Source organism: Candidatus Falkowbacteria bacterium, from assembly GCA_018674305.1.
In the GTDB taxonomy this organism is placed as follows: Bacteria; Patescibacteriota; Patescibacteriia; order UBA11705; family JABHMO01; genus JABMRF01.
In genome coordinates, this window is record JABHAL010000013.1 from 53740 (window position 1) to 72452 (window position 18713).

The window sequence follows — 18713 nt, forward strand, 5'->3', positions numbered from 1 at the left end:
CCGCAACTATGAAAATCCTATTATTTATTGAAAACAACGTATTGAACTCAGATGACCTTAGTCCGGTTACTGGCGTAGCGAGTAAAGTCCAAGGCTGGATTAGTAATGGTGCAGAAGTTGAATTTGTCACAGGTATTCATAAATTTTTGGATTTAAAAAAAGTTGACGAAGCAATTCAAAAGTTAGGAGTTTCCCATCCCAAGATACACGCTAGAGCAGAAGGCGAGAAATATATAAATATTGTTCGTGAGGTAAAACCAAATATTTTATTAGAAAATGAAACTAACTCTGGCGAAGAAAAAAAAGTTGCTGATAGATTAAAACCAGAAGACAAAGTCAATTGTATCTTTTTAACAGGGGAAAAGGGAGTTGATAGTTTACCCGTTGATCTAGATGAGCTAAGGGACCTTTCTGAAGAAGACGGGGAAGTAGTTCGTGAGGATGCTTATTAATTGTAGTACAGATAATACAAATTAAAGTGCTACTAGACAATCATTTATTATTTATTTTAGTTATAATTTTATGTTTACTCCAGAAGCAAGTCAATTAAATGAAAGTTCACTTAGAGCTAATTTTAATGAAGCACAGACAGACCATTTTAACCGTTTGATGGATGAGTTGGAGCATATATCACAAGGGTATGGCTTTCAAGAGATCAAAGCTATTGCTGAAGCTGGTGACCCACAAGCTTTGAAAGTTTTACGACAATATGTTTCAAAAAAAGAACAGGTTGTATGTTTTATTGAAAGAAAAATAATCTTGGTTCAAGATATTCGGGCAACTACACCTGAAGGAGTGGAGGTAGAATTTCATTTACAAGAACAGTTGCGTAAATGGCAATCCTTTTTTATGGAAAAAGGAATTGATTGGGTGGATTGGCCACAGGAAATTAAAGTTAGTCAGGAAACACAAGAGCAGATGCAGAAACTTATTGAACGAGCTGGATTTAACCGTTTGGCCGTCATCCCTGAAGGTGTGGTTGGAGATCCAGACTTTGAGGAGAGTATTGATGGGAAAGGACGAAAAATTAATAAGCTAGTTACTCCAGCAGAACATTATAGTGAACTGTTTAGAAAAATGACAGTTGGCTCTGATTATAACCCACCTGATTTTTTCAAAAGCGATTTACTAGAGGGTGGAATTGATGGGACTTTAGATACACGCAAGGATTTGAGATTAGTTTTATTTACAGATGTCCCTGGACACGACGGATGTAAGCATACTAAAAGTTTTAATAATGAATCGTGGGAGGCCTTACAAAGAAGAAAGCCCATGTATCCTAATATTGATGGTTTAACTTTATCAGAGTATTTTATATTAGAGCGTGATCATTTTGATCGTACTGGTCAGCATTTGTTTACTGATTCTAGTAATATTTGTTCTGCTAGCGTGCGACCAGCAACTGATCGAGTACCAACTGTTCGTTGGGGGACTCAGAACAATCGCATTCTTTTTAAATCTAGACCAAAGACATACGAACCAGACGCAAGTAGAAGATCTTCAAGTAGGCCTTCAATAATTACTAAAACCGCTGGGGTTTTTCCAGCAGAAGCTTTCTAAAATATGCAGCCAGAGTTAGGCCATTTGAGTGAACAAGGCTTACGCGCTGATTTCAACAAGAAGCAGCGCGTTTATTTTGATAAATTAATGTCTGAATTAGAAGAAATCTCAGGTGGTTTAGGTTTTTCTGAACTTGAAGCGGAAGCCCGGTCTGTGTTGAGTTCATCGGCGACTTCAGTCGGCAGCTCAAGTGAAGCCATTCAAAAACTAAGAGATTATATCGCCAAGAAAGAGCAGATTGTGGGGTTTATTGAGCAAAAAGAATTACCTGAGACATATGAATTACGCGATGAAGAGCTTGAGGTTGGTGATGAGGTTTATTTGATTGAGCCAACAACTGGTTTCGTTCGAAAAGGGAAAATTTCTAATTTCTTTGAGAAGGATGGTGCTGATTGGGCTAGGGTTATTACTGGCGATGATGGCAAACAACTGAGCTTTTGTAAAATAGAAAATTTAGCTAAAAATAAACCTAAAAAACTTGATGCTGGAGAGCTTGGAGAACTTGTGGTGTTGGATTTGAGTAAGTATCAAGGTTTTGGTGTAGGGGATATCTATCATAATTTTAGAAGCAAAAATAGGAAAATTGAGGGATTTTGTTCGCCCGACAATGCAGTAGAATCTAATGGCTTTAAACCTAGTGGCGTGGCTGTTGTTTTCAGTTATGGAGAGGGTATTTTCCATAGCCATAAAGAGAAAATGTTTGGTTCCGAGTCAATCGGTAGTTTTAAAGAAGCCATTGAAAATATGATGTATAAAAAAATAGAAGACCCGAATTTATGATTAATCCAGAAATTCAACAATTAGCAGAAAAAAGCCTTAAGGTTAATTTCACAGAAGTTCAACAACAACGTTTTGATAAATTAATGTCTGAATTAGAAGAAATCTCAGGTGGTTTGGGTTTTTCTGAACTCAAAGCGAAAACGTTGAGTCTACCACCAAATTCAGTTGCTGGAAAAAGAGCGCTTCAGCGTCTTCGCGATTATATTACCAAAAAAGAAAAGATTGTTGTGTTCATTGAGACAAGAGACATGAGTCCAAATTGGCAGGATTACAAAAAGACACGTGAATTATCATCAATTTATGGTGATTCTGAAAGACCTTTTTCAGCTGACTGGTTGGATGAGGATAATATGTTGGTTCGTTATACTATTTTTGGTGGTGATGAGGATACTATGGCCATGGTTTATCCGGAGTCTGGGGCTATGTTTGATGGTCTTCGAGAGGGACTTTTCAAAGGAGGGATTTCTTTCTATAAAATGATTGATAATCAAAGCGCCTATTGCATTGATTCTAAAAATTTTTTATATAAACTTGATTGGACAGGTAAGGCAATGCTTGATGCAGAAATAGTATCTTTAGGTAGAATAAATAGAGATAATCTTGAGGCATCTGAAATTGCTATAGTCGGGAAAGACATTTTGTTAATTTCTATGACTGATGATAAGCTGATTATGTGGGATGTTAGTGCAAAACAAAAGATTTTCACTTTTCAAGGAAAACATGAGGACAGTATTATGAGTACACAAAGATTATCACCAGCTAGTGTTGTCACTTTGGATCTCAGTGGTGGAATTGCAGCTTGGAATTTATTAGGAAATAAAGAAAATGTTTGGTATGAAACTATTGCCCCTGCTACAAATCACTTTATCGATATGCAATGCCAGGATGATAATTTTGTTAATAGCGTGGTTACAAAAGATAATATTATTGTACATGCCAACGTAACAAGCAAGTTCAAAACGGAATCAGATGTGCCAGATATTACACGTTCCGAGCTTATATTTCTAAATAAAAAGGGAAAAGAGCAATATAGGGTTGAGTTGCCAAAGGACTTGCAAATATTCGATAAAATTTATGAGATTCAGCTGACTGATGACAATAAATTACTGTTGGGAATGGAATCAGGCGAAGTTTTGGTTTATGATATTAAAACGAATAAGATTGTCAGTACAATTGGCGATCCAGATGAAGAAAAAAAAGGCGTTGAGAGAATGCAGGTTTTGCCAAATAACCAATTGATGGTAACGTATGGAGATGCTACGATTGCGTTTTTCGATGAAAAGTAGGAGCAGTAATTGGTAATCAGTCCCGATGAATCAGCAAAGCTGATTATCGGGATCCCGCCTTACGTCGGGATAATTAGTAACTAGTAAATAGTAGTGAGTAACTAAATAATTTTTTAAACTAGATCAAAATTCAAAGAACATGTTAACTCCTGAACACAATTTAACTGAACGCTCACTCCAAGCTAACTTCACCGAAGTTCAGCAAGCTCATTTCGATAAATTAATGTCTGAATTAGAAGTGATTTCAGATGGTTTGGGTTTTGCTGAGCTTAAAGCAAAGGCTGAAGAGGGAGATAAAGAAGCCCTTCAGGTAATGAGGGATTATATTACTAAGAAAGAACAGATTGTTGAGTTTATTGAGAAGAAGGAAGTGCCTGAGAATGAGTGGCGTGAAGAGGAACTTAAAGTTGGAGATGAGGTCTTTGTTTTGAATACTGCGCATTTTGGAGAAAAAGTGAAAATTTTAGATATTAACGATTTAGGTAAAGTTAAAAGGTATTATGTTAAGGTCAAGGAAGGTGCCAATACAAATTTACGATTTTTTCAGGATTGGTATTTAGCCAAAAATAAACCAGAAGAATTTGATGCTGATCGAGCGGGTAAAATTTATTTACTTGATTTAAAAAAATATAACGGGCTTACTGTCGGCGATTTTTTTTCTAAAGGTGTAGAAAATAGAGAAATTTTAGGTTTCAAAATGCCAGAACATCCCCATCACCGAGTCGGATTAACGATTGTTGTTAAAAAAGACGGCGAGGCAACATTTTTAATGTCATACAAAAGATTCATAGAACTAAATGAGGAGCAAAATTATAAAAAAGTCGAAAAGTCTTAAACACGTAACACATAACACGTATCCTGTAACAATCATAAAAAATGTTAAATCCCGAACAACAATTAATAGAAAGATCTCTTCACGCTAACTTCACTGAAGTTCAGCAACAACATTTTGATAAACTAATGTCTGAGCTGGAACAGATTTCAGGTGGTTTAGGTTTTTCTGAATTTAAAGCTAAAGCTGAAACTGGTGACAAAGAAGCATTACAAGTAATGCGTGATTATATCGCCAAGAAAGAGCAGGTTGTTGAGTTTATTGAGAAGAAGGAAGTTCCTGAGAATGAATGGCGAGAGGAGGAGCTTAAAGTTGGAGACGAGGTTTTTATATTGTATGCCGCACATTTTGGAGAAAAAGTAAAAATTATAGATATTGACGATTTAGGTAAAGTTAAAAAGTATCATGTTCAGGTCAGTGTAGTTGACGATACAAATTCTCGGTTTTTGAAAGATAGTCAATTAGCTAAAAATAAACCAGAAAAATATTATGCTGACAGATTGAGTGAAATTGATTTACTGGACTTGAAAAAATATATAGATCTTTGTGTGGACGATGTTTATTCTGATGGTCAGGAGATAAAAGAAATTATTGGGTTTATGATGCCAATCGCTGCAAATCATGAGGATGGTTTAACAATAGTGTATAAAGCAACTAATGGTCAGACATATGCAACATCATACAGACGTTTTAAACAGATTAATCGTGGACTCGATTATAAAAAAGTAGAAAAGTCTTAAGCGTATAGCGTGAATCGTATAGCGCGTAACACATATCCCGTACCCCGTAACAAAATTAAAATATGATCAATCCCGAGCAACAATTAACAGAAAAATCTCTCCATGCTAACTTTACCGAAGTTCAGCAACAACATTTTGATAAACTAATGTCTGAGTTGGAGGTGATCTCAGGTGGATTAGGTTTTGCTGAACTTAAAGAGAAGGCTGACGCGGGTAATAAAGAAGCATTGCAAGTAATGCGTGATTATATCGCCAAGAAAGAGCAAATTGTTGAGTTTATTGAAAAGAAGGAGATGCCTGAGAATGAATGGCGAGATGAGGAATTCAAGTTTGGTGATGAAGTCTATATAGTGGGAGGGGGTTATTCTGGTAGAAAAGGAACAGTTGAGAATAATGATAGTTCTGGTAACGTAATTCGAGTACTGGTTTTTAGCAAAGATGAGAATGGCGATGCCGAAATAATTTATTTTAATCCTGAAGATGTAGCCAAAAATAAACCGGAAAAAATCCAATCTGACCGACTTGGTGAAATTGAGTTACTTGATTTGAAAAAATATGAAGATTATGCTGTTGGTGATATTTTTGTGCGACATAATAGGACTAAAACAAAAACAAGAGAGATTTTAGGTTTTAGTATGCCTGATAGCTTTACTCACGAAGAAGGCCTGAAAATTGTTTTTAAATATGGTGATGGTGATGTGTATACTGCACGTCGCTTCAGATTCGAGAATGAAATTATTGCTTTAGTTTACAAAAAAGTAGAAAAGCCTTAAGCGTATAGCGTGAATCGTATAGCGCGTAACACATATCCCGTATCCCGGAACAAAATTAAAATATGATCAATCCCGAGCAACAATTAACAGAAAAATCTCTCCATGCTAACTTTACCGAAGTTCAACAACGATATTTTGATAAATTAATGTCTGAATTGGAAGTGATCTCGGATGGTTTGGGTTTTACTGAACTTAAAGCGACTGCTGAAGCGGGTAATAAAGAGGCTCTTCAAGTAATGAGGGATTATATCTCCAAGAAAGAACAGATTGTTGAGTTTATTGAGAAAAAAGAATTGCCAGAAGTAAATGAATTGAGAGACGAGGAATTAAAAGTTGGTGATGAGGTTTTTATATTAGAGAATTTTTCATTTGGAGCAACGGGCAAAATATTAAGTATTCCTAGAAGTTCGGATAGTAAAGCTTTTATGGTTGATGGAATTAAGGATAGTAATAATCCTTCAATGAAAGAATATGGATTTGAAGGACGATTGTTGGCCAAAAATAAGTCAGAAAAATATAATGCTGATAGACTTGGTGAAATAGATTTGCTAGACTTAAAAAAGTATAACGATATAACAGTTGGTGATATTTATCGCTCCGAGGATGGTAAAGGAGAAATAGAAGTTGTTGGCTTAAGTATGCCAATAAATGCTAAGATTGAAGATGGTCTATTAATTGTGTATAAAATAGGTAATGGGCAAACGTATGCCAAGTTAAATCGCTGGTTTCGGCGAGATCTTAAAGCTCGTAATTATAGAAAAGCATAGAAATGAAACCATGTATTCGTAGCAAAATCGTAAGTAAATTAAGATGAAGACTTTATTCCCGTAATTTAATTTATTAATCACTTTAGTTATCTTTTTTCGCCCTCTTTATCCTCTTAATCCTATTTAAAAAATATGAACAAAATAAAACAACAATTAGCGGATTACTTAAGTAAAAAATTAAAGATTAAAGTTGAACCAAGTCAATTTACTGAGCCGCCAAATCGTGAAATGGGCGACCTCGCATTACCATGTTTTGATTTGGCGGCACAATTGAAACTTGATCCTCAAGCGACCTGCCAGGAGATCCTTAAACGCGCGCAGGCCGACATGCTGGAGATTATTGAAGAAGTAAAAGCGGCTGGGCCTTATCTTAATTTTGTAATTAAAAGCGCATATCTAAACAAGCTGGTTCTGGAAAGTAAATTTGAACCCGAAAAGAAAGTTACAGAAAAAGTAATGATTGAGTATTCTCAGCCAAACACTCATAAAGAATTTCACGTTGGCCATTCTCGAAACGCAATTCTTGGTGCAGCTTTGGTAAAGATTCATCGTTTCCTAAATAAAAAACCTAAAAATGTAATTGCTGCTAACTATATTGGCGACACTGGAGTGCATGTAGCTAAAGTATTGTGGTACATAACCAAGTTTAATTCTAATATTGATATACCCAAGGGTGTAACTAACTCAGAATACCTTGGCCAAGCTTATACTGAAGCTGTGAAAAAGCTGGAAGAAGATGAAACCCTAAATCAGGAAGTTAGCGATATTCACAAAGAGCTGGAAGCCGGCGATAAAGATTTAGTTTCCTTGTGGAGATCAACCAAAGAGTGGAGCATGATAGGTTTTTATGATGTATACAATTTACTTAATGTTGAATTTGATGAATGGTTTTGGGAAAGTGAAGAAGAAGCCGTTGGAAAAAAGATTGTTCAGAATATTCTTGATGAAAAAACAATTCCACAAATTAGAAAAAGTGATGGCGCCGTGATTGCTGATTTAAAGGAGTTCAAGCTGGAAGTCTTAGTTTTGATCAAGTCTGATGGAAACGCGCTTTACGGCGCAAAGGATATTCCACTTGGTATGAAAAAGTTTGATAAGTTCAAAGTTAAAAAATCTATCTATGTGGTTGATAATCGACAGTCATTGTATATAAAACAAGTTTTTAAGCTTTTGGATTTACTGGGATATGAGGATCGTGAGAAAATTCACGTGGCTTATGATTTTGTAACATTGCCAGACGGTGCGATGGCTTCAAGAAAAGGGAACGTGGTAACTTTTTCCAAGTTTTATAATGAGATCTGGAAGAAAACAATTGAAGAAACCAAAGAACGTCATGATGAGTGGCCGAGGGATAGGATTGAAGCAGTGGCCAGTAAAATTGCGTTGGCAGCTATTAAGTTTTTTATGTTGAAATATGATAATAATTCGGTAATAGTTTTTGATGTTAAGAAGGCCTTAGCATTTGAAGGTGATTCTGGTCCGTATTTACTTTATACTTTAGCTAGGATTAATTCTATTTTACGAAAAACCAAACTTAAAGGTAAGGTTGATTATTCTTTGCTAACTGATAAAACTGAAAAAGCTTTGATTTTACATATGAGTAATTTTAATGAAATTGTAGTCAAAGTTGCTCAAGATAACGTGCCAATGCGACTCTGCACCTACTTAATTGATCTAACTCAACTGTATAATAATTTTTATCATCAGTGCCCAGTTTTGAAATCTGAGGAAAACTTACGTTTAGCACGTTTGACTTTATGCTCAAAAGTGAAATTTTTGCTTGAAAAGGGACTAAATTTATTGAATATTGACCCTGTTGATGAAATGTAGATAACTTTTTGACCCAAGCCTCGTATTTTAGTAAGATAGAGGTATATTGAAGGGGGAATGGGAGGGGTTAATAAATAACGAACTTAAATTATGTTTAAATCCAATGGAGAAGAAGATTATAACGAAAATGTAGTTGACGACACTGTAATCGGTCAATCAATAAAAATTGAAGGTGATTTGGTTAGTAATGGTAGCATTACAGTTGAGGGGGAGGTTATTGGTAGCGTCAAAACTGAACAAACTTTGAAGATTGGTGAAAGAGCTAAAGTTAAGGCGGAAGTAAACGCTAATGAGGCATTTGTTTCAGGGAAAGTTAGTGGCAACATAGTGGTCAAAGGAAAATTAGAACTTAGTAATACTGCTGAAGTTAATGGCGACATTGAAGCCAGTACTTTACAAATTGATGCCGGCGCTGTTTTTAATGGTCGTTGTTCGATGACTGATAATGCAAGCCCAACATCAGCTGAAGGAAAAGATCCTTCTTCGCCTGAAGCTACGAAGGACAAGGAAGACCAGGCTGAGATTTTTAGTGATGAAGATTAGACTCATGAATCATGTATCATGAAGCAACACTTTAGTGATGTTACATGCTACAGGCTGTATGTATTATTACATTTACGACACATTTTTAGGTGATAAAAAATACGAAAAAACAATTGATCGTATCAAGACCAGGTTGTTAGATTTAGAAATTCAGGGAAAACACGAACGACTGACCTTACTTAAAAGTGTTGATGAATTAATTAACGATGAAGCCAAGCGGGGAGTAAAAACTGTCGTTGTTCTTGGTAATGATAAGACGTTTCTTAAAGTCGTTAATATAATTGCCAAAAATAAAATTACACTAGGACTGATTCCTGTTGGCCCAGGCAATAATATTGCTAAGTGTTTAGGCTTACCAATGGAAGATGCTGCTTGTGAAGTGATTGCAGCTCGTACAATTGTTAAATTTGATTTAGGGAAGGTGGGCGAACAATACTTTTTTGCCAATTTGAAAATTAATAAAAACCTAGATCGCTTAAGTGTAGAAAAAGATAATTATAAAATTGTACCACAGGCTGATTGTGCAGAAATTGAGGTCAATAATTTTTACTTTCCGAATGAGAAAAGAAAAACTGAAAGTAAAATGAAGAAATTTTCCGCTCAAGATAATAAAGTTGAATTGGTTATCAGGTCAAAGGTAAATAAAAGAGCCTGGTTTAGCCAAAAACAACCTCAGCCAAAGATCGACACTATTATTCAGGGAACAGATTTCAAAATTAAGAGCTTCGAATATTTACCCGTGACTTTAGATAATTATAAAATAATTAAAACACCGGTTGTTGTAGAAATCGAACCGAAAATATTTCAGGTGATTGTCGGGAAGGGTAGACAAAAAAATATTAATTAAAACAAAAAATGATAATACGAATTTACTCAGGATGCGAATGATGCGAATAAGCGAATATATTAAGGATATCAGATTCGCATATTAGCGGCATTCGTATGAAGGTTTATTCGTATCACTTATTATGAATGTTCAAGTAAACAAAGAAACCTGTATCGGCTGTGGCTCTTGCGCAGCTATTGCTGGTGAAGTATTTCAAATGGTTGACGGTAAAGCTGAAGTAATTGCTGGTGATTTGACTGGCAAAGAAGAAATGGCGAACCAAGCTAACGACGCTTGTCCGGTTGCCTGTATAACTGTTGAATAATTTTAAAAAATATGCAAAAATAGCACTAGAGGGTGCTGTTTTTGTTTTTGCCCAGGTGGTGGAATTGGTATACACACATGGTTGAGGGCCATGGCTCTCCGGGGCGTGCGGGTTCAAGTCCCGCTCTGGGCACCACTATGTAAACAGGGGTTCAGCCGGCATGCGCCGGCTGCCCGGCGAATGCCGGGCAAGTCCCGCTCTGGGCACCATAAGAATTTTATTATTAAAAATAAGATTCTTTTTTTGTTGATAAATTTTTTATATATAAGCATAAATATGGTATAATTTAATTGCATAATTATTAATTGCGTATATTTTATGTTAGTTAGAATTATAGTTGGTTTGATTGTTTGTGCAGTAGGTTATTTAATGGTCTGGAAACCAGGAGCATTTTATGAATTCATTGGGCCACTAGGCTTTGCGGAAAAAATGTTTATGGGCGGTAGTAAATCATTTTATAAAATGTTCGGTATTGTAGTGATTTTGATAGGATTTTTAGTTGTCACAAACCTACACGCTGCTTTTTTTGGAGGTTTGTTTAGTTTTTTCTTTGGATAACGCACATGAGTTCAAAAAAACAACTTGGCCAATGGGGGGAAGATCTAGCAGCAAAGTTTTATGTTGATAAAGGCTATGAATTAGTTGATAAAAATTATTATCTTAAATCCAAAAAACTTATTGCTGAAATAGACTTGATTGTAGCCAAAGATAAAGAAGTAGTGTTTGTGGAAGTCAAAACCAGAACCAGTAAAGCTTATGGTTATGGTGAACAAGCCGTGAATTATTCAAAAAAACAAAAAATTTCCAAAGCTATAAATCAGTTTTGTACATTGAACGAAAAATACGATGACTATTTTCCACGCTTTGACATTATGGTTGTAGAAGTCATGGATTTAATACCAAAATTTATTCATTTTGAAAATATCGAATTAAATTGTTAAATTATTTAACAATAAACTAGTATAATTATATGGATCAACCAACCGTACCAAACAGTGCCAAAGACATTGAAGACAACAAATTATTAGCAGCCATTAGTTATTTAGGCATATTATGTTTAATTCCATTATTAGCGAAAAAAGATAGTAAATATGTGCAATTTCATGCTAAGCAGGGATTAGTTTTATTTATTGTTGAAGTAATCGTTTCATTTATAAATATTATTCCAATCTTAGGACAAATGGTTTGGTTATTTGCTAGCATGGCCTTCCTGATTATTTCTGTTATCGGTGTAATCAAAGCTTGGAATGGCGAGTGGTGGAAAGCGCCAATCATTCATGACTACAGTAAAAAAATAAACATTTGAGAGAAGATCAAGGTGATAAAGGTGATAACTAAAGTGAGAACGTCACAAGTTACCTTCTTTAGCCCTCTTTCGCCTTTTTAGCCCTCTTTCCTATAATATGAAGAGAACAAAAATTGTCTGTACCCTAGGCCCAGCGTCAGACAAGAAAACCATTATAAAGCAATTGATACGCAACGGCATGAACATGGCGCGGTTTAATTTTTCTCATAATGTCCATGCTTACCACGGTCGAGTTTTACGTTTGGTCCGTTCGGCAGCAAAAGAGGTAAAACAATCAGTGGCTATTTTGCAAGATTTACAAGGTCCGCGCATTCGGTTAGGTGATTTACCGAAAAAAGGAATTAATTTAGTTCGAGGTTCAGAAATTATTTTGACAACGGATACTAAGAAAAATAAAAAGAAAATACCAGTAACTTACAAAAACATGCACCGCGATGTCAAGGCGGGCCAAAGAGTTTTGATTGCAGATGGTGTGATTGAATTGATGGCGACTAAGGTCAGAGGAAAGGACATTTATTGCAAAGTACAAGCTGGTGGAGTGGTTACTTCTCACAAGGGGATTAACCTGCCTGACACTGATGTTACTGTGCCGGCTTTGTCGGAAAAGGATAAAAAAGATTTAATGTTTGGAATTAAAAACGCAGTTGATTTTGTGGCTTTGTCTTTTGTTCGCAATGCTAAAGAGGTGAGCAATTTAAAAGACTTAATAACAAAGTATGAAAAAAAGTTAAAAATAAAATCCAAAAATCCAATCAAGATAATTGTAAAAGTTGAGAGAAAGGAGGCCATTGAAAATCTGGATGAAATAATTGCTGTGGCTGATGGCATTATGGTAGCGCGTGGCGATTTGGGGATTGAACTTTCTGCTGAAGATGTACCATTAATGCAGAAAATGATTATTGATAAATGTTTGACCGCTGCTAAACCGGTAATTGTGGCTACTCAAATGTTGGAGTCTATGGTTAATAATCCTCGGCCAACCAGAGCAGAGGCAAGTGATGTAGCAAATGCTGTTATTGACCACACGGACGCAGTTATGTTATCGGGTGAAACTGCTGCAGGCAAGTATCCAGTCAAGGCCGTTGAATATATGCGTAAGATTATTGAAAAGACAGAGCAGTCAGCTTATGACGATTTAGTAATCAAACATAAAATAAAGCAGATCAAGTCAACTAGCGATGCGGTTAGTAGCTTAGCCAAGACTTTGGCTGATCAAATCAACGCTAAATTAATTTTAGTTGCATCTATTAGTGGACATTCAGGAAGGGTGGTAAGTCGTTACCGTCCAGAGTTGCCCATTTTTGTTGCTTGCGAAGATCATCGAGTACAGCGACAGTTGCAATTAACCTGGGGCGCAATACCTTTTGTGTTACATCGCTGTAAGGATTTACCAGCAATAATAAAAAAAGCGGAGACCTATCTTAAGTTGACTAAACAGGCAAAGAAAAATGATAAAATGATTGTTGTAGCTGGTGTTCCAGTTGGCAAGAGTGGGAAAATTAATTTAGTTGAAGTTAAAGAAGTTTCGTGATATGCAATGGCAGAAGCGTTATTTATTGATATTATTTTTTTTTATAGCTGTAATTACGGCCATGTTTTTTATTTATTCTAATATAAAATCACCGGAAAGAATTGAGTATTATGAACTTGAACCATCTTGGATACAAAAGGTTAGTTGTATAATTCGTGGAGGTGCTTTGGAAGAAATAACTGATGTTGAGGACATAAAACTACCAGTTGTTCCTCAAAAAAAAGAAATTACATCGCAAAAGTCAGTCGGGTATATGTGCCATTTCCATTAAGTTAAGATTACTGATTTGTGCGGATGTACGGATCTACAAAAATAGAAACGTAAATTTGATTTAGAATTAACACGTTGAATCTGAATATTAGTATAAATTGGTAATTTGTTATGAATAAGTTTATACGTGAAAAATTTGCTTTTGGTGAAGCAGTTGCCACCTTAATAGGCACCATTATCGGTGCTGGTATTTTAGGTGTGCCTTTTGTTATTGCTCAGGTTGGTTTTGGTTTGGGTTTTGTGATGTTAATTGTTTTAGGTTTGGCAGCTTTACTTATGAACTTGATGTTTTGTGAAGTTGTCCTACGTACTCGTTTTCGTCATCAGATTGCTGGATATGCAAAAAAATATTTAGGTAACTTTGCTTATCGGGTTGCAGTTTTAGCGTCATTAATTGGTGGTTATGGAGCTTTGACAGCTTACATGATTGGTGAGGGAGAGGTTTTGGCAGCTTTGTTTGGTGGAGATAAATTTGTTTATAGTTTAATATTTTTTGCAGTATGTTCTCTAATCCTTTTGGTAGGTTTAAACTTAGTTAAAGTTTTTGAATTGTGGATGGTGGCAATTTTTTTGGTAATAATCCTCGTTATATTTGGATTGAGTTCATCGCATATAAGTATAAATAATCTGGTGTATACCGACTTTTCTAATCTTTTTGTTCCTTATGGCGTGATCTTGTTTGCTTATGGTGGAGCAGCTTCGATTGTTCCACTTAGAGAAATTTTACGTAAGCATCCTAAAAAAGTTAAGCGTGCTGTTACGGTTGGTAGTATAATTCCAATTGTTATTTATTCTTTATTTGCTTTAATAGTTGTTGGTGTAACCGGGATACTAACAACAGAAGTCGCCACAATTGGTTTGGGAGAAAAAATTGGTAAGTCAATGATTGTCTTTGGTAACTTGTTTGCTTTTTTTGCTATGGGCACCAGTTTTTTGACGATTGGCATTACCATGAAAGAATTATTCCAGTTTGATTTTAAGTTTTCCAAAATGACAGCCTGGTTATCAGTCGTATCTATTCCAATGATCATTTTTCTGATCAGTGCTCGTGACTTTATTCACATTATGGGAATAGCTGGTAGTTTGACTTTTGGCTTATCAGGAACAATTTTAGTTCTAATGTATTGGAAGGCTAAAAAGTCTGGCGATCGAAAACCAGAGTTTCATTTACCTAAATTTAAGATTATCGGAGGGTTATTAATCTTAATGTTTGCTCTAGGTATTGTGTATACTGTTTATGATTTAGTTATTTAGTATATAAGGTAATAAAAGTTGGTATTTGTCCAGCTTTTTTGTTCTAAATTTAGGAAAATTCATTGCTTGATTATTTCTGATTTTTATGATATTCTATTGTAAATAATATGAAAAAAGTCCTTAGAACTAAATTATTTCGATTCTACGAAATGGTGCCAGGCGGACTGATCTGGCTTACTTTTGTTTTGTCCATTGCACTATCTTTTGTTAAGCCACTTTGGGTAATTTACTTTATTATAGCTTTTGACTTGTATTGGCTGTTCCGCGTTTTGCATTTCATTTTATATGCGACCATGTCATATTTTAAATATCGTAAGATTGTACAACTTGACTGGTTAGCCAAGGTCAAGAAAATACCAAACTGGGAGCGGATTTATCATATTATTTATTTGCCAACTTATGGCGAACCTTTAGAAGTTTTACGAACTACTTTCAAAAGTTTGACTGATAGTAATTATATTGGAGAAAAGATGATAGTTATTTTGGGTGGTGAAGGTAGAATTGCCGATGATTTTATTCCCAAGGCAAAGCAGATAGAAAAAGAATTTGGTCACAAGTTTTTTAAATTTTTAGCGACAACTCATCCAGATGGATTGCCTGATGAAATGAAAGGTAAGGGTGCTAATGCGAATTGGATGGGGCATCGATCAAAAGAGCTAGTTGATGAACTGAAAATTCCTTATGAAAATTTAATAGTGTCTTATTTTGATTCAGATACTTGTGTTCACAAAGAATATTTTGCGCATTTAGCGTATAAATATCTAACGCATCCAAAGCCAATGAGGGTATCTTATCAGCCAGCAGTAAATTACAATAATAATATTTGGGAGGCACCAGCAGCAATGAGAGTAACTGCCTTTGGCACTATCTTTTGGTTATTAATGGATATGATGCGGCCAGAGCGATTGTACACTTTTAGTTCCCATTCAATGAGTTTCAAGGCTTTAGTTGACGTAGGTTTTTGGCAAAAAGATATTGTAACTGATGATTCTAGAATTTTCTTACAATGTTTTTTTAAGTACGATGGCGATTATGCAGTGGAGCCAATGTATGTACCAGTTTCTATGGATACGGTAATGGATAAAAATTATTGGAAAGGTTTTCAGAATTTATATAAACAACAAAGACGTTGGGCTTGGGGAGTTGAACATTTTCCTTACATGATGAATAAGTTCAGACATAATAAAAAAATCGCTTGGACTAAAAAATTAAAGTACACCTGGAATTTAACAGAAGGAATGTACTCCTGGGCAACTGCACCAATCATAATTTTAATTTTAGGTCGGCTTCCACTTTGGGTAGCTGGTCGGAGCGCTTCTTCTGCTTCAGTTATTGTACAAAATGCGCCATTCGTTTTGGAGAAGCTAATGGGAGCAGCTATGATTGGAATTTTATTTTCTGCTATTGTTAGTTTGTTTATTTTACCACCTAGGCCAAGTGGTCATTCCCGGTGGAAATATTTGGTAATGTTTTTACAGTGGATTCTATTGCCTGTTACTATAATATTATTTGGTTCAATTCCTGCGACAGAATCACAAACCCGTTTACTTCTACCAAAAAAATATCATCTTGGCTTTTGGGTAACACCTAAGTCAAGGTAATTGAGTACTGAACGTCCTGATTTACTGATTATTTAGCATCATATATGTTTTGTTTACTTAATCAGTATATCAGTAAAGATCAGTAATCATTTTTATGTCCAAAGTCTCAATCAATTTAGTCACATGGAATGGAGCAAGATATATTGAAAGTTGCTTAAAGTCTGTACTTGAGCAAACTTTTAAGGATGTTTCATTAATTATTATTGACAATGGTTCAACGGATAATACTTTAGAATTGATCAACGAACGATATCCGCATTTAAAAGTTATTAAACATAAAGATAACTTGGGTTTTGCCAAAGCTCATAATCAAGCGATTCATTGGACCAAATCTGATTATGTTTTGTGCTTGAATCAGGATGTTGTTTTGGAGCCAGGCTTTGTTCAGGAGTTAGTAGAGTTTATGGATAACAATCCCATGGCGGGAGTGGCTTCTGGAAAAGTATATCGTTGGCAAGACGGTGAAAAGACTAAGTATATTGATACCATTGGTTTAAAAATATTCAAGAATTTTAGAGTAATTGATATGGGAAGCGGGGAGGTGGACGAAGGTCAGTACGATTTGAAGAAACAAGTATTTGGCATTTCTGGAGCATTACCATTTTTTCGACGTAAAGCATTGGAAGAAATAAGGTATCAACAAGAATATTTTGATGAATCATTTTTTAGCTACAAAGAAGATGTTGATCTAGCGTTTCGTTTACAGGTGGCGGGCTGGGAGGCATGGATGGTTCCTGGTGGGATTGCTTACCATGATCGTACAGTTACGATTCCGTTTGATAAAATGACCAAATTGCAGGTTGCCAGTAACCGACGGAGAAAGTCACAGTTTGCTAATTTTTATTCTTATCGTAATCATATATTTTTCCTGATAAAATGTTTACCAAAGTTAAGTTTACGTGTTTTTCTGTATGAACTGGTAAAATTTTTCTATGTATTTTTATTGGAAACAAAAAATCTTAAAGCCTGGATTCAGGTTATAAGAAATTGGAAACAATTGAAATTGAAACGCAAAATAATTTGGAAGAATAAGAAGATTAAGGATGAAGAGTTGAGTGATTGGTTTAATAGTTAATAATTTGAATATTGCGCAAATATTATTACATTAGTTGTCTAAATATTTGTTTAATATCAATTTTTAATATTTGTTTAATCATGGAATTATCAATTATAATTTTAAATTACAAACAGAGGGGCTTAATCAAGAATTGTGTTAAGGCCCTTTTAGAGTCTGAGGTAAATTTCCCTTATGAAATTATTGTTGTTGATAATGATTCGAAGGACGGGATTGAAGATTTAATCAAAGAGCGTTTTTCTCAGGTTAGGTTTATTCAGACTGGTGCAAATTTGGGTATGGGTGGTGGTAATAATGTTGGCATAAAAAATGCACAAGGCAAACATGTAATGGTAATGAACCCGGATATCTTTGTTTCTCAAGATTCTTTGCAGAAATTAGTTGATCATATAAAGAATGAACCAGAAATTGGTTTGTTAGCACCACGATTGTTAAATCCTGATCGTACATTGCAATATACTTGTTATCGTTGGCATAAATTGTTTACCCCAATGTACCGCAGAACTTTTTTGGGTAAATTACCTTGGGCGAAAAAAGAACTTGATCGATTTTTAATGACCGACTGGGATCACAATGATACTCGAGAAGTTGATTGGATACAGGGTTCATGCTGGGTTTCGCCAAAAGAGGTACTTGATAAGATCGGGGCATTTGATGATCGTTATTTTATGTATTTTGAAGATACCGACCTTTGTCGTCAAATTAAACAAGCTGGTCACCAGGTCGTTTATCATCCTGAAGTGGAAGTTGTGCATTTACATCGTCGGCAGTCCGCTGATCAGGGTGGTATGAAGTCCTTATTTAGTAAATTGACTCGTATTCATATTTATAGTTGGCTGAAATATATGTTGAAATGGCGCAAAAACACGTAACACATAGCACATAACACTTGACATTGGAGGGGTAGAATGCAATACGGTAAAGAACTGCCCGTTGAACAAAGAGATTCTCAAGCTTTGTTTGAATTTAAATTTGAAGGAACAGAAGAGGAGTTTAAAGCTTGGCTAATCAAGCTGGTTCAAGAGTTCATGCAATGGTGTGATCCTAAAGTACATCGGTATTCCATTGATGACGTTGTTTCTATGCCTTGGAATTCCGAGGGTGGAATTTATGGGTTTGAAATTGAAGGCAAACTTTTTGCCTGGTGTAAAATGTATTTCTTCGATGATGCTGGGCGGTATGGTCAAAAAAGAGCATTGTTGTTCAGAGATCATCATAGTCAAAGCGCTCGTCAAGAAGTTATGAGAATTGCTGAAGCTTTTGAAAAATATTTAAAGGAAAAGCAGGTTGAGTTTGAACTTTTTTTCCTTAAACGTTAAAATAATAACTGGACGTAATGCGTTCAGTTTTTTAATATTCTCCTATGAATTGACAAAGTCGAGTTTTTATTTTACGCTAGTGGTAGCAAGGCAGA

22 protein-coding genes and 1 tRNA gene are annotated in these 18713 nt (G+C 35.3%); all 23 read left to right on the forward strand.

Going from position 1 to position 18713, the window contains the following annotated elements:
• The first annotated feature begins 8 nt into the window (after positions 1–8).
• Positions 9–452, forward strand: a complete 444-nt coding sequence (locus HN643_04905) for a hypothetical protein (GenBank protein ID MBT7500977.1) — start codon at positions 9–11, stop codon at positions 450–452.
• Between the two features lie 70 nt (positions 453–522).
• Entirely contained in the window at positions 523–1560 is a 1038-nt protein-coding gene (locus tag HN643_04910) for a hypothetical protein (GenBank protein MBT7500978.1), read from the forward strand.
• Between the two features lie 3 nt (positions 1561–1563).
• A complete protein-coding gene (locus HN643_04915; protein MBT7500979.1) occupies positions 1564–2340 on the forward strand; it encodes a hypothetical protein in 777 nt (258 codons plus the stop codon).
• Positions 2337–3626, forward strand: a complete 1290-nt coding sequence (locus HN643_04920) for a hypothetical protein (GenBank protein MBT7500980.1) — start codon at positions 2337–2339, stop codon at positions 3624–3626. The genes HN643_04915 and HN643_04920 overlap by 4 nt, the downstream gene beginning before the upstream one ends.
• 139 nt (positions 3627–3765) lie before the next feature.
• Complete coding sequence (locus tag HN643_04925) at positions 3766–4461, forward strand: hypothetical protein (GenBank protein MBT7500981.1); 696 nt, start codon at positions 3766–3768, stop codon at positions 4459–4461.
• A 41-nt stretch (positions 4462–4502) separates the two neighbouring features.
• Positions 4503–5198: a hypothetical protein gene (locus tag HN643_04930; GenBank protein MBT7500982.1), complete on the forward strand. Its 696-nt coding sequence runs from the start codon at positions 4503–4505 to the stop codon at positions 5196–5198.
• A gap of 62 nt (positions 5199–5260) precedes the next feature.
• Positions 5261–5971: a hypothetical protein gene (locus HN643_04935; protein ID MBT7500983.1), complete on the forward strand. Its 711-nt coding sequence runs from the start codon at positions 5261–5263 to the stop codon at positions 5969–5971.
• A 62-nt stretch (positions 5972–6033) separates the two neighbouring features.
• The gene (locus HN643_04940) at positions 6034–6738 is read left to right on the forward strand and encodes a hypothetical protein (protein ID MBT7500984.1); all 705 of its coding nucleotides are present in this window, start codon (positions 6034–6036) and stop codon (positions 6736–6738) included.
• Positions 6739–6870: 132 nt separating this feature from the next.
• The gene (gene argS / locus HN643_04945; protein MBT7500985.1) at positions 6871–8568 is read left to right on the forward strand and encodes an arginine--tRNA ligase; all 1698 of its coding nucleotides are present in this window, start codon (positions 6871–6873) and stop codon (positions 8566–8568) included.
• A 90-nt stretch (positions 8569–8658) separates the two neighbouring features.
• Positions 8659–9111, forward strand: a complete 453-nt coding sequence (locus HN643_04950) for a polymer-forming cytoskeletal protein (GenBank protein MBT7500986.1) — start codon at positions 8659–8661, stop codon at positions 9109–9111.
• Positions 9112–9148: 37 nt separating this feature from the next.
• Positions 9149–9958 carry a hypothetical protein gene (locus tag HN643_04955; GenBank protein ID MBT7500987.1) on the forward strand — a complete coding sequence of 270 codons (810 nt, stop codon included), beginning with the start codon at positions 9149–9151 and terminating at the stop codon, positions 9956–9958.
• A 121-nt stretch (positions 9959–10079) separates the two neighbouring features.
• The gene (locus tag HN643_04960; protein MBT7500988.1) at positions 10080–10262 is read left to right on the forward strand and encodes a ferredoxin; all 183 of its coding nucleotides are present in this window, start codon (positions 10080–10082) and stop codon (positions 10260–10262) included.
• A gap of 49 nt (positions 10263–10311) precedes the next feature.
• Positions 10312–10397 (forward strand) — tRNA-Leu (locus tag HN643_04965).
• Positions 10398–10580: 183 nt separating this feature from the next.
• Positions 10581–10820 (forward strand): hypothetical protein, encoded by a 240-nt coding sequence (locus HN643_04970; protein ID MBT7500989.1) that lies wholly within the window; start codon positions 10581–10583, stop codon positions 10818–10820.
• A gap of 5 nt (positions 10821–10825) precedes the next feature.
• The gene (locus HN643_04975) at positions 10826–11203 is read left to right on the forward strand and encodes a YraN family protein (GenBank protein ID MBT7500990.1); all 378 of its coding nucleotides are present in this window, start codon (positions 10826–10828) and stop codon (positions 11201–11203) included.
• Between the two features lie 29 nt (positions 11204–11232).
• Positions 11233–11568, forward strand: a complete 336-nt coding sequence (locus HN643_04980; protein ID MBT7500991.1) for a DUF4870 domain-containing protein — start codon at positions 11233–11235, stop codon at positions 11566–11568.
• Positions 11569–11665: 97 nt separating this feature from the next.
• A complete protein-coding gene (pyk, locus tag HN643_04985) occupies positions 11666–13099 on the forward strand; it encodes a pyruvate kinase (GenBank protein MBT7500992.1) in 1434 nt (477 codons plus the stop codon).
• A gap of 1 nt (position 13100) precedes the next feature.
• Positions 13101–13370 carry a hypothetical protein gene (locus tag HN643_04990; GenBank protein MBT7500993.1) on the forward strand — a complete coding sequence of 90 codons (270 nt, stop codon included), beginning with the start codon at positions 13101–13103 and terminating at the stop codon, positions 13368–13370.
• 110 nt (positions 13371–13480) lie between these two features.
• A complete protein-coding gene (locus HN643_04995) occupies positions 13481–14623 on the forward strand; it encodes a hypothetical protein (protein ID MBT7500994.1) in 1143 nt (380 codons plus the stop codon).
• A gap of 107 nt (positions 14624–14730) precedes the next feature.
• Positions 14731–16224, forward strand: a complete 1494-nt coding sequence (locus HN643_05000; GenBank protein MBT7500995.1) for a glycosyltransferase family 2 protein — start codon at positions 14731–14733, stop codon at positions 16222–16224.
• 94 nt (positions 16225–16318) lie between these two features.
• Positions 16319–17299, forward strand: a complete 981-nt coding sequence (locus HN643_05005; GenBank protein ID MBT7500996.1) for a glycosyltransferase family 2 protein — start codon at positions 16319–16321, stop codon at positions 17297–17299.
• An 80-nt stretch (positions 17300–17379) separates the two neighbouring features.
• A complete protein-coding gene (locus HN643_05010; protein ID MBT7500997.1) occupies positions 17380–18171 on the forward strand; it encodes a glycosyltransferase family 2 protein in 792 nt (263 codons plus the stop codon).
• A 36-nt stretch (positions 18172–18207) separates the two neighbouring features.
• Positions 18208–18618, forward strand: coding sequence for a hypothetical protein (locus HN643_05015; protein MBT7500998.1), 411 nt, complete (start codon positions 18208–18210; stop codon positions 18616–18618).
• Positions 18619–18713 lie beyond the last annotated feature (95 nt).